The organism is Fimbriimonadaceae bacterium (assembly GCA_019638795.1).
In the GTDB taxonomy this organism is placed as follows: domain Bacteria; phylum Armatimonadota; class Fimbriimonadia; order Fimbriimonadales; family Fimbriimonadaceae; genus JAHBTB01.
The window spans coordinates 190981-205140 of the sequence record JAHBTB010000003.1 but is presented as its reverse complement, the minus strand read 5'-3'; the positions used below and the strand labels follow the sequence as shown (position 1 = coordinate 205140).

At 65.0% G+C, this 14160-nt stretch carries 10 protein-coding genes; 6 read left to right on the top strand and 4 right to left on the bottom strand.

The window, feature by feature from the left end; all coding sequences use genetic code 11:
* Positions 1–76: 76 nt before the first annotated feature.
* A complete protein-coding gene (locus KF857_05985; GenBank protein MBX3111541.1) occupies positions 77–769 on the bottom strand; it encodes a PEP-CTERM sorting domain-containing protein in 693 nt (230 codons plus the stop codon).
* A gap of 203 nt (positions 770–972) precedes the next feature.
* Between KF857_05985 and KF857_05980 the strand changes: the two genes are divergently transcribed.
* Positions 973–1794 (top strand): hypothetical protein, encoded by an 822-nt coding sequence (locus tag KF857_05980; protein MBX3111540.1) that lies wholly within the window; start codon positions 973–975, stop codon positions 1792–1794.
* Between the two features lie 21 nt (positions 1795–1815).
* On the opposite strand, the gene KF857_05975 is transcribed toward KF857_05980, so the two are convergent.
* Entirely contained in the window at positions 1816–2556 is a 741-nt protein-coding gene (locus tag KF857_05975) for a hypothetical protein (protein ID MBX3111539.1), read from the bottom strand.
* A gap of 60 nt (positions 2557–2616) precedes the next feature.
* Between KF857_05975 and KF857_05970 the strand changes: the two genes are divergently transcribed.
* Complete coding sequence (locus tag KF857_05970; GenBank protein ID MBX3111538.1) at positions 2617–4188, top strand: acyl-CoA dehydrogenase family protein; 1572 nt, start codon at positions 2617–2619, stop codon at positions 4186–4188.
* 10 nt (positions 4189–4198) lie between these two features.
* Here KF857_05970 and KF857_05965 read toward each other — a convergent pair whose 3' ends face one another.
* Positions 4199–6742: a hypothetical protein gene (locus KF857_05965; GenBank protein ID MBX3111537.1), complete on the bottom strand. Its 2544-nt coding sequence runs from the start codon at positions 6740–6742 to the stop codon at positions 4199–4201.
* Positions 6743–6915: 173 nt separating this feature from the next.
* Complete coding sequence (locus tag KF857_05960; protein ID MBX3111536.1) at positions 6916–8511, bottom strand: DUF2961 domain-containing protein; 1596 nt, start codon at positions 8509–8511, stop codon at positions 6916–6918.
* A gap of 163 nt (positions 8512–8674) precedes the next feature.
* Here KF857_05960 and KF857_05955 point away from each other — a divergent pair, with 163 nt between their 5' ends.
* From KF857_05955 to KF857_05940, 4 genes are all read left to right on the top strand, one after another.
* Positions 8675–10309 carry a ribulokinase gene (locus KF857_05955; GenBank protein MBX3111535.1) on the top strand — a complete coding sequence of 545 codons (1635 nt, stop codon included), beginning with the start codon at positions 8675–8677 and terminating at the stop codon, positions 10307–10309.
* A 110-nt stretch (positions 10310–10419) separates the two neighbouring features.
* A complete protein-coding gene (locus tag KF857_05950; GenBank protein ID MBX3111534.1) occupies positions 10420–11013 on the top strand; it encodes a TetR/AcrR family transcriptional regulator in 594 nt (197 codons plus the stop codon).
* Positions 11006–12544, top strand: coding sequence for an HlyD family secretion protein (locus KF857_05945; protein ID MBX3111533.1), 1539 nt, complete (start codon positions 11006–11008; stop codon positions 12542–12544). Before KF857_05950 ends, KF857_05945 begins: the two co-directional genes overlap by 8 nt.
* Positions 12541–14136, top strand: coding sequence for a DHA2 family efflux MFS transporter permease subunit (locus KF857_05940; GenBank protein MBX3111532.1), 1596 nt, complete (start codon positions 12541–12543; stop codon positions 14134–14136). Before KF857_05945 ends, KF857_05940 begins: the two co-directional genes overlap by 4 nt.
* Positions 14137–14160 lie beyond the last annotated feature (24 nt).

The following is a 14160-nucleotide window of genomic DNA, read 5'->3' as shown; positions in this document are numbered from 1 at the left end:
GGCCGTCGGCCATGGACAAACAAAAAGGCGACCCTGCTGGGCAGGGCCGCCTTTGTCTTTTTCCTTTGGTGGAGGCTTACTTCCTCTTGCGGCGGGCCAAGGCGAGGGCGCCGAGGCCGAGGACGGCCATGCTCGCCGGTTCGGGCACCGACTCGGTGCCGCTGACCGTCACCATGTCGTAACGGATCGTGCCGTTGATGCTGTAGGTGGCAGTCGAGGAGGTCGGAGCGTACTCGCTCGTCCCCGGCACGAAGATGGAGACGATGCGGACGCCAAAGTTGGGGTTGTCGTTGGCGGCGGTGACTCCGGTCAGGTCGACCGTGTTTCCATTGTGGAAGCTCGTGTCGGCCACTTGGTAGCTGTCGCTGTTCGTCCAGGTGGACCCGTCCGTGGTGTATTGGAGCATGGTCCAGGCCGAGGCCGTGCTGCTGTGCCGCTGGTCGAACGACACCGTGATGTCCTTCATGCCGGCGGTGGACACAAGGAACTGCACACCGGCCGTGCCCGACCCGACTTGCTGCTCCGGATAAGTGGCCGAGTTCCAGGAAGAATCGTCGGTGGCCGCGGGGTCAGAGCTCCCGTTGCCGCTGGCAAAGGTGCTCGTCGTCCCACCGACGAGGCTCGCCGTGCCTGATCCGATGGAAGGGTCGGTGGTGCCGGTGGTCGTGTCGCCGTCGGCCGACAGGGAGTTAAAGTTCCATTGGGTGATGACGGTCGCTTGCGACGCGGCGGCGACGACGACCAATGCGAGGGTAACGAGGTTTCTCATCTTCATGTCAAGGACTCCAATCAAGGCTGGGAGGATTGTCAGCCCAGTATATTAACCTAAGGTTAACGGAAGGACCTCTGGGGCAACAGTTTTTCACCAGAACCCAGCACTTTTAACAGCATGACCGCTAAGATGGCGTCGTAGGAGCGGCCCAGAGGCAAACCGGCCCCGTGGACCGTCCTAGAGCTACTGGAGGGACAAATATGGGATCACCTTATGCGGAATATCCGCGTGGACCGATGGGCGGAGACGGCGGGCCGTTGCGTGGCACACCACGCGGGGCCGTCGACCTTGGCGCGATCGGTGAAGCGTGGGAGCTGATGAAAGCGAACTGGACACCGTTCGTCTTGGCCACTTTGATCGCCGGCGTGGCGTACTACGTCGTCACGCTCGTCGTCTCGTTGCCGTTCATGGCCACGATGATGGCGGTGCAGACATCGACAAGCGACCCGACGGCGTTGCTGATGGCCCAACTGCCGATGCAACTCGTCACGAGCTTGGTGGGCAGTCTGCTGATGGGTGTCTTGATGGGCGGGTTCGGCCACATGACGATCGCCCTGCTCCGGGGCGAGACGGTGACGGTGAACCACTTCTTCCGGGTGCTCCCCAAGGCCCATTTGTTCATGGCCTTCGGCTTCCTCTACACCCTGTGCACCTATATCGGGCTGATCGGATGTATTGTCGGCACCTTTGTCGTCGCCGGACTGCTCATGATCGCTCCACTTTTCATGGTGGACAAGGAGATGGGCCCGGTGGACGCCATCAAGGCTAGTTTCAACGCCCTCAAGGGTGAGTGGCTAATGGCGGCGGTGTTCTACTTCGTCTCCGCCTTGGTGGCAGGCATCGGGGCCGTGGCGTGCGGTGTCGGCCTGCTTTTCACCGTGCCGCTGGCGATGCTCGCCATCGCGTTGGTCTACCGCGACGTCGTCTACGTGGGAGTCCACAACAACGTGTCGGCGATGATGACGTCGCCCGGCCCGGCTCCGACCGACGACGGCCCGCCGACCCCGCCCAGCGGAAGCTGAGCACACCGACCGCCCCGGCACTTAGCTCCGGGGCGGTTTTGTCTTGTGGCCGGGCTTCGTGCGTTCGTCGATGACCATAAGGCCCGGGGCGACCTTGGTCTCAAAGGTGTCACGGCCAAATCGGGGCGCAAAGTTGAACGGCCGGTACTCGTTTCGGCTGACGGATTCGAACTTTTCGCCGTCGAAATCAAACCGTTGGACGATTTGGTCGGCCACGAGCCAACCGTCGACGATCTCCGCTTGCATTTCGCCGAGGGCCTTGTTGGTGAAGGTCACGACGAACGCGCTGCCTCGGCGGAGCAAGGTGATCGGCTTGTCTCTTTCCGCGAGCCGGTCCAGGGAACCGGGCCCGTCCAGAAGCCACAGGACCAGGCTCCCGCCTTGGTTGGGTGCCACCTGGTCGGTCAAGCCTTGCCACTTGGCCGGCATGTCGGCCAAAGTGACCGGGCGGCCCAAGTCCATCGAGTCGACGAGCAGGGTGTGGCCGTCGGAGACGCCGAGCACTTCGTCACCGAAGGCGCCGCAAGAAGAGACCCGGAACTTCTTGCCACCCCCGTACCAGAGCTGGACGGTCCCGCCTTTGTCGAAGCCTTCACCCGAATCACGGGAGTAGCGGTCGAACCAAAGGTAGAAGGGCGGTAGTTTGCTGTAACGGTCGAGAAGCTGGACCAAGTAACCCTCTCCCGACCGGTCAAGCGGCGCAGGGGCCTGGATGGCCGGGGCGGAGGCGGCAAAGACCAAGGACGTGGCGGCGACCCACATGACATTCATTGTACGACGTGAGGAATATCGGTCCTCTTCCGTATAATCGCCCTTGGCCCCATGAGCGTGACCAACCAAGAACGAGGATGTTCTTTCGTTTCTCGCGAGCCCACGACGGTCTTCATCCCCGAAGACTTTTCGGGTGACGAGCACTTGATGATCGAGACGGCCGAGCAGTTCAGCCGCAAAGAAGTCTTGCCCCTTGCCGCCCGGCTCGACGCCCAAGAGGAGGGGTTGATGCCCCGGCTGGTCCGGCAGGCTGGCGAGCTGGGGTTTTGCGGCATCGACACCGCCGAGGAGTTCGGCGGACTCGGACTGGGCAAGAACCTCGCGGCCTCCATCTTGAACCGCCTTTCCCTCGACGCGGGTTTCTCCGTCACCGTGGGGATCACCAGCGGGATCGCCCAGTTCGGTCTCACCGCCTTTGGCACCCGCGCCCAAAAGGAGCAGTACTTGCCCCGCCTTGCCAGTGGCGAATGGATCGGGGCCTATGCGCTTAGCGAGCCCGAGAGCGGCAGTGACGCCCTGTCTCTGACCACCCGGGCGGAACAGAAGGGGTCGAAGTGGGTGCTCAACGGCACCAAGATGTGGATCAGCAACGCCCAGTGGGCCGACTTCTTCTTGGTCATGGCCAAGGTGGACGGCGACCAGGTCAGCGCGTTTCTGGTCGAGCGCAGCTTTCCCGGTGTGAGCGTGGGCCGTGAAGAACATAAGCTTGGACTTAAAGGTTCGTCAACGGCCCGGGTCACCCTGGAGAACGCCGAGGTGCCCCTGGAGAACCTCCTCTACGAAGTGGGGAAGGGCCACCAGGTCGCGTTCAACTCCCTCAACATCGGCCGGTACAAGTTGGGCGCGATGTCCCTTGGCCCGGCCCGCGAGGCACTCTATCAGGCCAGTGGCTATGCCACCGAACGGCGGCAGTTCGGCCAAAGGATCGGCGAGTTCGGCCTGGTGCGCCAAAAGTTCGCCGACATGGCGGCTTTATACTTCGCCGCCGAGTCGTGTCTGGTGCGCACGGGGGCCCTCATTGACGGAGCGTTCGCCGCCGGCGACGGGACAATCGAGGGCACCAAGGCGGCGAGCGAGGAGTTCTCCGTGGAGTGTTCCGTGTGCAAGGTGCTTGCGACGGAGGCGGAGAGCCGGATCGTGGACGAAGCCTTACAGGTCTACGGTGGCTACGGGTTCACCGAGGAGTTCCCCCTCGCCCGGATTTACCGGGACGCCCGCGTCAGCCGGATCTACGAGGGCACTAACGAGATCAACCGGGTCTTCATCTCGTCCCGGTACCTGCGCCGGGTCAAAGAGGGCCGGGCGGAACCGCCGGCTGGAGACGGCTTCGTCTTTGAATGCCTCGCCGCCGGACTGGCGGTGACGCCCGGCCACCAGACCGTCGTCGGTGCCCAGAGCGACTTGCTCATGCTCACCTTTGCCGTCCAGACATGCCGGGCCCGTGCCGCGCGGGCCGGCGAGGCGGCCCAGTGGGCGGCAGCCCGGTTCGAGGACTGGGCGAACATTCTGGCCGCACGGGCCCGCCAGGTGTGTTGCGGCGGCACCGTCTCGTTGCCAGCCCCGAGTGCGGGGCACGTGGACGACCTGGCGGCATGGGTCCTGGACAAGCGGGCCCCGGTCTGATGTCCCTCGCTTACAGTTCGGGCTCGGGTTCGCTGTAGACGTCGGCCCAGTTGAGGTGGTGGCCTTGGCCGCCCCGGGGGTCGGGCTTGACCGTCAGCTCCACCTCGTGGGCGGCCCCGTCCACGGTCAGGCGCAACCGGTAGCTCCCGGGGGCCACAAACGCGCCCCGCGACGTCGGGGTGTCGTGCCAGATCGCCTGCATGGAGAGGCCGGGCCGCCTGCCGGGCAAGCGGAGGTCCCACACGAACCGGTGGGCCCCCCGGGTGACACCAAGGCCGGCCGCAGGCCGCGCCCATCGTGGGTCCACGGTCAGGGACTTGGGGTCGAGCGGAGCCAAGGGGTCCTCGCTGGAGAACTTTCGCACCGCCTTGCCGCTGGCGTCCAACACCTCCAGGGTCACCAGCTTCGCGTCATGGGGCAACACGTAGTCGATGCAGATCCCGTCGGGCGGGTTTTTCCCCGCCGGTTCTTCGGGCGGAAGCGGGGTGTCGGTGTTCAGGTTCCACTCGACAAGGTACGCGACGGAGGGCTTGGCCAGGACGGTGTCGGGCTGGCGGAGCAGACCGATCTGGTCGCAGATCCAGAAGCCGCGGCCATGGGTGCCGACCACGAGGTCGTCGTCTTTCACAACCAAGTCGCGCACGCTGGTCGCGGGCATGTTCAGGCGCAACGGGTTCCAGTGGTGGCCGTCGTCCCGCGAGAACCAGACTGACCGTTCGGTCGCCGCGTAGAGCAGGCCGGGCCTCACCGGGTCTTCGCGGACGGCGTTGACCGGCTGCTCCTCCAGGCCCTCGACGGCCAGCCGCCACGTCGCGCCGAAGTCGTGGGTCACGTACACGTACGGCTTCTGGTCGTCGCACCTCAGACGGTTGACCGAGGCATAGCACGTCCCCTCAGCAAAGTGGCCCGCGTCCAGCTGGCTGACCTTGCTCCAGCTGGTCGTCCCCGGTGGCGTCACGTCGGCCCAGTGGGCACCGCCGTCGCGGGTCAGCCAGACCAGGCCGTCGTCGGTGCCGCACCAAATGACGCCGACATCGAGCGGTGACGGTGCCACGGCGTAGATGACGCCGCGCCGAGCCATGGTCTTTCCCTCGGCTTCACCGACGGCAAAGGACTTGGGCACGTCCCACGACGGTCGGGACAGGTCGGGCGAGATCTTTTCCCACGTTTCCGCTCCGTTGGTCGAGCGGTAGAGGAACTGCGCCGCTTGGAAGAGCATCCGCGGGTCCTTGGGTGAGAAGATGACGGGCATCGTCCGGATGAACCGGGCACCTTCAAATTTGTTGCGGAATCCCTCGACCTTTCCGGTCCGGCGGTCGAACTTGGTGCCCTTTCCTCCGTAGACAATGTTCGGGTCCAGGGGGTCGGGGGCCACGTAGGCATACTCTTCCGCTCCCACCGGGTGCCAGTCGCGGAACGTGATCTGTCCGTCTTTGCCCCGGCTGGCGACGGCGGCGGAGCCGCTCTCTTGCTGACCGCCGTAAACCCAGTAGGGGAACTGGTTGTCGGTGCTGACGTGATAGAACTGGGCGGTGGGTTGGTTGTACCAACTGCTCCACGTCTCGCCGCCGTTGACGCTGATCGTCGCCCCCTGGTCGGCGGCCAGGCCGATCAGATCGGGGTTGGTGGGATGGACGACGATCGTGTGGTAGTCGTCCCCGCCTGGCGCGCCCTTGATGCACACCCAGTCCTTGCCGCCGTTGTCGCTCCGATAGGTGCTGGTGTTCCCGGCATAGACGCGGTCAGGGTTGGTCGGGTCGACGCGCACCTCGGCAAAGTCGCCGCCCCGTCCCCACAGCCGCCGCTCCTCGGCGACAAACTTCCAGGTCGCCCCCGCGTCGTCGCTGCGGTAAACGCCGCCTTTGGTCGGCGAGTCCACCGTGGCGTACACACGCCGGTTGTCGGCCTTGCAGACGGTGAAGCCGATCCGCCCGACCTTGTCGTCGACGTCGGGAAGGCCGCCAAGTTTGGTCCAGTGGTCACCGCCGTCGATGGACTTGTAGAGGCCGCTCGTCGTGCCCTGCCATTCACCGTTCTCCCACGGGCCCTCGCGGCTGGCCCACATGTCGGCGTAGACGACGTTCGGGTCGGCCGGGTCGATCGCGACCGCGGGCGCGCCGGTGTCTTGGTCGATGTAGAGGACTTGCTTCCAGGACTTGCCGCCGTCCAGTGAGCGGTAGACCCCCCGCTCCTTGTTCGGCCCATACGGGTGCCCCATGACGGCGACAAAGACGCGGTCGGGGTCGTGCGGGTCGACACTGACGCCCCCGATCTGCTGCCCGTCCCGCAGACCCATGTTGGTCCAGGTCTTGCCGCCGTCGGTGGTCTTGTAAACCCCGTCGCCGACGCTGAGGTCGGGTCGGTGCAGTCCCTCCCCGCACCCCACGTAGACTGTGTCGGGCCGGCTCTGGGCGACGGCGAGGCAACCGACCGAGCCGGTCGGCTGGTCGTCAAAGACGGGAGTCCAGGTGTGGCCATAGTCGGTGGTCTTCCAAACCCCGCCGTTGTTGACGCCGATGTACCAGACGTTCGGTTTCGACCACACGACGTCCATCCCGACGGTGCGTCCACCGCGGAAGGGGCCGATGCACCGCCATCGGAGGCAATCGTACTGGTTTATGGGGACCACCTGTGTCATCGCCGGCACCGCCAGACCAAGAAGGGCAAGAGCCACCCCAAGTCGCATCGGACAGGTTTACCCCGAGCCTTTCGGCCCGCCACAAGCCGTCAGCCGTAGAGTTTGGGGTCTTTCCTCCAGTCCTTCTCTTTGTCCCAACCCATCTGCTTGACCCGGGGGCGGCGCTCGCGGAGCCGCACGGACTCGATCCCCAGGTAGAAGCCGTCGGACAACTTGTTTTTGCCGACACAAACGAGGCGGACGACGTGCTTGCCTGGCTCAGGCCAAAAGTCGAGCAGGTGGACCTCGTCGGCCTTGATGTCCTTGTCGTAGAGGTCGAACGGGCCGCCCACCTTCACGCCGTCCACGTAAGCCTGGTACCGGCCGAAGTCATACGACTTTGTGACGCTGAGGAGGAGGCGAAGGGGCTCTTTCTCCTTGATTTCAAACGGGATCTCGACAAACGCACCCTCGGCCCGCGTGGGCATGTACAGGAGTTGGGGTCTCTCGTGGACGTCAAGGCGTTGGGACGTCGCCTCGCCCGGGCCGTGGGTGTTGTTTTCCGAGGCAGGGACGACGACCCGTTCTAGGCTGGGCAGTTTCCGAGCCGCTCCGGAGGGGGCCCGGGCGGTGAAGGTCGGTTTGCCGGTCTGGTACCAGTAGGCGACGCTGGAATAGTCGTCTTCACGCTCGTTCCAGCTCATGCTCTTGTTGTCCTTGTTTTCGTCGGGACTTATCCATCCAAAGTGCTCGAAGGTGACCTTGATGCCTTTCTCAAAGACAACGGGGTCGTTGATGTGCCACCGATAGGCACTCGTGTGGCCGCCGACAATGCCCCAATGGTCGAAGTACGGCACCCCGAAGTAGGGGGTCGACGTGGTTTGAAGCCCCCAGGCACTCAGAAAATAGTCTTCTGTCCCCGTCCCCCAGATGGAGGCGTCCTTCTCGCCGTCGATGTAGATCTTTTCGTCCCCTTCGCCAAACCAGCTTGGGGACCGGGTGCGGACGGAGAGGACGGTGCCGACGTAGTGGCCTTTGCCCGTCGTCTCGAGCACGGTGTAGTCTTTGCCGTGCTCGACGGGATACTCCTGCCGGTACTGGGCATAGAAGTAGGGGGTGTCGGCGGGGAGAGACTTCTTCTCGATCCAGTCAATGTTGTAGTAGAGCAGGTTGATGTTCTTCGTGCCCTGGTTGACGACCTCGATCCGGCATGACTTCCGGAAGGGCATCCGCCAGAAGCAGTTGTAGGAGTCGGCGTCTTCGACCACGACGGGCAGACTCTTGACCTCGGAGCGCTTGCCGAAGGCGTTGGCAAAGAAGTCCCCCAGGGGGGCTTCGACGGCGGGCCGAGGCTCGCCGTCATAGTAGATCCTCAGGAGCATGTCCTGGTGGTCGGCCGAGCCCTGTGGCGCCCAGTCCTGCGGCCCGGGGCCGAGGAACGTGAACCACATGTGGGTGATGATCCCGGGGCCTTTCTCATCCATGACGACATGGGTGGCCCCCGGCGGGACCCGGTAGTTGTCGGCGTTGCTCCGTTCCAGGAGGTCACCGACCGGCTTGCCAAAGGGGTTGCGCTTACCGTCGGGTCCCACGCGGTTTGTCGAGGAGACCCGGCGGCTTCTGCCGTCTATCCGCTGGGCCAAGCCTCCGAGAGGGCCCTGCTGGGGCACCGAAGCCAACACCACCATTGCAAGCAAGGTCGTCATGACCGGCATTTTAGCCACAAGCATCGGCGCGGGCACTGTGGCGGCGGTGGCCCCCGACGGTCTACAGTTATGGACGTGACTTGCCCGCACTCCCGCGCCTTCGCTGAGACGATCAGAGACAAGGGCCGACTGGCCGACATGACGACCGCCGTCGGAGGGCGCCGTGGCTAGGTTGTCCCTTGGTCTGGACTACGGCACGAACTCGGTGCGCGCCCTGGTCGTCGACGTCGACAGCGGCGAAGAAGTGGCGACGGCCGTATTCAACTACCCTTCGGGCGAGGCGGGAATCTTGCTCGACGCCAAGGACCCCCACTTGGCCAGGCAGAACCCGGCCGACTACCTGGTGGGGTTTGTCACGGTGGCCCGCGAGGTGGGCAAGGCGGTGGACCTGTCCCAAGTCGTGGGGATCGGGGTGGACACGACCGGTTCTTCGCCCATGCCGGTCACGGCGGACAACTCCGCGCTTGGATCGTCGCCTGGCTTCCAGGACAATTTGAACGCTCAGGTTTGGCTTTGGAAAGACCACACGTCGCATGAGGAGGCCGCCGAAATCACGAAGAAGGCGGCCGACCAGGGCCGACCCTACCTGGCCAAGTGTGGCGGCACCTATTCGAGCGAGTGGTACTGGAGCAAGTTGCTCCACTGTCTGCGCGTCGCACCCGAGGTGGTCGAGGCGGCGGCGAGTTGGACCGAGGTATGCGACTGGATCCCTGCCCAATTGTGCGGTGTGCGGGACCCGTCGGCAACGAAGCGGAGCCGTTGTGCGGCGGGCCACAAGGCGATGTTCGAGGAGCAGTGGGGCGGGTTGCCGGGAGCCGACTTCTTGGCGACCCTGGACCCGCGGCTGGCTGACTTCCGCTCCCGGCTCTACAACTCGGTCTCGACGAGTGACGAGGCGGCCGGCCGGTTGTCGGCGGAGTATGCCGCCCAAACCGGGATTCCCGCAGGGACGCCGGTGGCCGTCGGGGCGCTCGACGCCCATTTTGGCGCCGTGGCGAGCGGGGCGAAGCCCGGTGTGCTGGTCAAGATCATGGGGACGAGCACCTGTGACTGCATGGTCCACCCGATGGACGAGGCGATCGCCGACGTGCCCGGGATGTGCGGGATCGTGCGTGGCTCGATCCTGCCCGGATACTACGGTCTCGAGGCCGGCCAGTCGGCGGTGGGCGACATCTTCAACTGGGTGTCGCGGTTCACCTCGAAGTCCCACGAAGAACTCACGGAGGAGGCCCTGAGACTGAAGCCGGGCGAGTGCGGCCTCCTTGCCCTCGACTGGCATAACGGCAACCGGACCATCCTCGTCGACCCCATGCTCAGCGGTCTCGTCGTCGGATTGACCCTGCATACGAAGCCGGCTGACCTCTATCGGGCGTGCATCGAAGCCACGGCGTTCGGGGCTCTCCGGATCGTCGACCGCATGGAGGAATACGGCGTGAAGGTGGAGAGCGTCGTCGGTTGCGGCGGCATCGCCGACAAGAGCCCGCTGGCGATGCAGATCTACGCCGACGTGTTCAACCGACCCTTCCATGTCGCGAAATCTGATCAAACGTGTGCGTTGGGCTCGGCGATCTTTGGCGCGGTCGTCGCTGGTGCCCACGCCGACACCTTGGCCGCCCAGAGGGCCATGGCCGGGCTCAAAGACACAGTGTATAAGCCAAATCTAAAGAATGTCGAGACCTACCGTGAGCTTTATAAGCTGTACCTAATGATTCACGACAGTTTTGGCATCGCCGGGGCGCAAATCGACCTGCAACCAGTGATGAAGCGGCTCTTTGCCATCCGAGAGTCCGCTTCGTAGGAAAGACTGTCCCACTCGCTTGTGCCTAGGCCCCAAGACGTATAGTGGTACAAATGTATCGGGAAGTGACCGATTGACCTAGTTAGTCATGAGGTCATCTAGTCATTATCATGCAAGTCCTTGACAGCGAACAAGAGCGCCTACTCACGGCGGCGACCGTCCTCTTTGAACGGTTCGGATATCGGAAGACGACGATCGAAGACATCGCCCAAGAGGCCGGTATCGGCAAAGGGACGGTGTATCTGCGGTTCGCCAGCAAAGCGGACCTTGGCGTGGCCTGGGGGCTTAGCTTGCAGGAAAAGATCTGGCAAGCTTTGATGGAGTCCGTGCGTGGGGCTTCGGCTGACCGTATCGTGGCGTTCTTGACCACCCGGGTCATGGTGCGATATGACCTCTTCACCCGGTTCCGGCGGAGTTTTGAGGAGGGATTCGACCAGTTGGCCCCCCGGGTCCAAGAGAACATCGCCGCCTTCCTGGAGCGTGAGGCCCAGTTCATCAAGGGCCAAATCAAGGAAGGCAATGAAGCCGGCGTCTTTCACAGTCTCGACCCGCTGGCCGACGCACGGCTGATGGTCCTCGCCACCAACAGCCTGGTCTTCTACCGCCGCCGACCTGAAGAGGTCCCCGACCGCGAGACAGTCCATCTGCAAGCGGAAGCGCTTGCCCGCCTCCTTGTCCGTGCCATCGAAAGAACCCATGCCTGATGAACCAACCCCTCCTGAGCCCGAGTCCGGCCCCAAGCGGCCGTACGGCCGGATCGTCATCGTCGCCCTCGTCCTTGTCGGGGCTGCTTTCGGTGTGCACAACTGGTTGTGGTCCCGTGGTCACGAGTCCACGGACAACGCCCAGGTGGCCGGGGACGTCGTCCTTGTCGCTCCACTCGTCCAGGGCACGGTTGCGGAGGTCTTGGTCGCCGACAACGCCGTGGTCAAGAAGGGGCAACCTCTTGTCCGCCTCGACACAGACAAGCTTCAGGCTGCAGTCGACCAGGCACACGCTAACCTCGCCGCTGCTGAGGCCGACGCGACCGCCGCTGGTGTTTCCGTCGACTATGCGCAAGCAACGTCCCAGGCCGGGGTCTCGACCAGTGCCGGCGTCTTGGGTGAAGCCGACGCCGACATACGGGCCGCTCAGCTAGCCGCCGCCGCGGCCAAGGCCACCGTGCGCAGTTCCCAGGCCGATGCCCGGGCCGCGCAATCGGCAGTGCAGTCGGCCAAGGCTGACCTCGACGTCGCCCACCATGCCGTCGACCGCGCCCGGGCAGGGCTCGTCTCGGCCCAGGCCGACCTTGACCTCGCCCGCGCCGGTGTCGCCCAGGCCCAGTCGGCCCTCCGTTCGGCCCAGGCCACCCACGATTTGGCGGTCCGGCAGCTGACGCGGACAAAGAACCTCTTCGACCAAGGGGCGACGAGCAAGATGGACCTGGACAACGCGAGGGCCGCCGAGGCGACCTCGGCACAGGCCGTCGCCTCCGCCGCCAGCGGGGTCGTCGCGGCCCAAGCCGCCGTCAAGCAACGGGCATCGGCCGTCCAGGCCGCCCAAACCCAGCTGGACCAGAACCAGGCCCTCGTCGGCCAGGCCCAGACCAAGATCAAGATCGCTGCCGAGACCGCCGCGTCGGCGGCCGCCAGTGTCGACGTCGCCGACCGCCAGGCCCAAGCGACAGCGGCCCGGGTCGACACGGCCGTCGCCCACAAGTCCACCGCCCAAGGGCAAGCCCAGGGGTCGCAGGCCCAGACGATCGGCGTGGCCAAGACGCGCGCCGACCAGAAACAGGCCCTCGCGAGAGTGGAGCAGGCCCGCGCCGCCCTCCGGGCGGCGGAGATCGACCTCGCCCACGCCGTGGTCCTCGCCCCCGTAGACGGCCGGGTCAGCAAGCGTTCGGTCGAGGTGGGGAGCCTCGTGCAGGTCGGTTCGGCAATGATGTTCCTGGTGCCTGACGACGCCTTCTACGTGACGGCGAACTTCAAGGAGACCCAGGTCAGCAAGATGAAACCGGGCGACAAAGTCGAGATTGAGATCGACGGCCTCCCCGGCAAGAAGCTCCATGGACATGTCGAGAGCCTGTCGCCCGCCACCGGCGCGACCTTTGCCCTCTTGCCCCCCGACAACGCGACGGGCAACTTTGTCAAGGTCGTCCAGCGGGTGCCGGTGAAGATCGCCATAGAGAAGTCCGACATGTCCGACCGCTTGCGGGTCGGGCTTTCCGTCGTCGCCACCGTGGAAACCTCGTGAGCAAAGTCGGCGCGGACGGCGAGCCGCTGAACCCGTGGCGCTGGTGGATCTTGGTCGGGCTCATCACCGCTGCGGTCATGGAGGTGCTCGACACGACGATCGTCAACGTGTCCCTGCCCCAGATCGCCGGCAACCTGGGGGCGACGTCCGAGGAAGTCGGCTGGATATCCACCGGCTACATCCTCAGCAACGTGATCGTCTTGCCGCTCACCGCCTGGCTTTCCTCGCGGTTTGGCCGCAAGCGGTACCTGGGCGCGTCGATCTTCGTGTTCATCGCCGCGTCGGCGATGTGCGGGTTCTCGACGTCGCTTCCCGCCCTGGTCGGGTGGCGGATCGTCCAGGGTGCAGGTGGGGCGGCGCTCCTTTCGACCGCCCAGGCCACGATCAGGGAGATCTTCCCCATGGAGCAACAGGGGCTTGTCCAGTCCATCTACATGCTCGGCGTCATCGTCGCCCCGACCCTCGGCCCGACCCTGGGCGGGTGGATCACCGAAACCTACAGTTGGAACTGGGTGTTCCTCATCAACCTGCCCATCGGGCTCGTGTCGCTCACCCTGGTGACTCTGTTCCTGCGCGACTCCAAGTTCGCGATGAAGGTGAGCAAAGTCGACTGGCTCGGCATCGCGCTCCTCGCCGTCGGTCTGGGCTGCCTGCAGTACATGTTGGAGGAAGGGAACGCCAAAGACTGGTTCGACAGTCCGCTCATCGTCACCCTGGCTGTGGTCGCCGGCGTAATCTTGCCCCTGTTTGTCTGGTGGCAGACGTCCCCGCGCAACGAGGTGCCCGTCGTCAGCCTGAAGGTGCTCTCGAACCGAGACCTCACCGCGGGCATCGTGCTCTTCGTGGTCCTCGGGTTCGGCCTCTACGGCGGGGTCTTCATCTACCCGATGTTCGCCCAGAACGTCATGCACCTCTCGCCCACCGAGACGGGCCTGACCCTGCTGCCCGGCGGCATCATGACGGGCTTTGCCGCGGTGATGTCGGGCCGACTCCTGGGGGGAGAAAAGCCGATCTTCGAGCCGAAGGTGTCGATCGTCGCTGGGCTCGGCATCTACCTCGTGTCCATGGGTGAGCTGGCGATGATGCCTTCCACGGCCGGGGCTGACAACGTGCTCGTCCCCCTTCTCCTGCGCGGCCTGGGGTTGGGCATGCTCTTCGTCCCCATCAACCTCGCCGCGTTCAGCACCCTCAAGGGCCCCCAGATCGCCCAAGGGGCGGGCATGCTCAATCTCGCCCGGCAACTGGGCGGCTCGTTCGGCATCGCCGTCATCGGCAGCATGGTGACCCACCAACTCCACCTCGCCCGGGCGACCTTGGTCGAGGACGTGACGGCGGTCAGCCCGGCGACCGTCCAACGGCTCGCCATGGCCAAGGCGTACCTCCAGAGCCGGGGCTACTCTCCCGACCGGGCGGAGCTGGGGTCGTACAAGATCGTGGACGCCGCGCTCGGCACCCAGGCCGCCACCCGGGCGTACAACAACGGCTTCATGCTCATCCTTGTCGCGTCGGTCGCGGCGTCGCCCACCATCCTCCTCCTGCGCAGCCGCAAGAAGGGTGGGGCAGGGGCGGCGGCCCTGGCCGAGGCGCACTAGCCCCTCCGCCAGGCAGGTACAGTC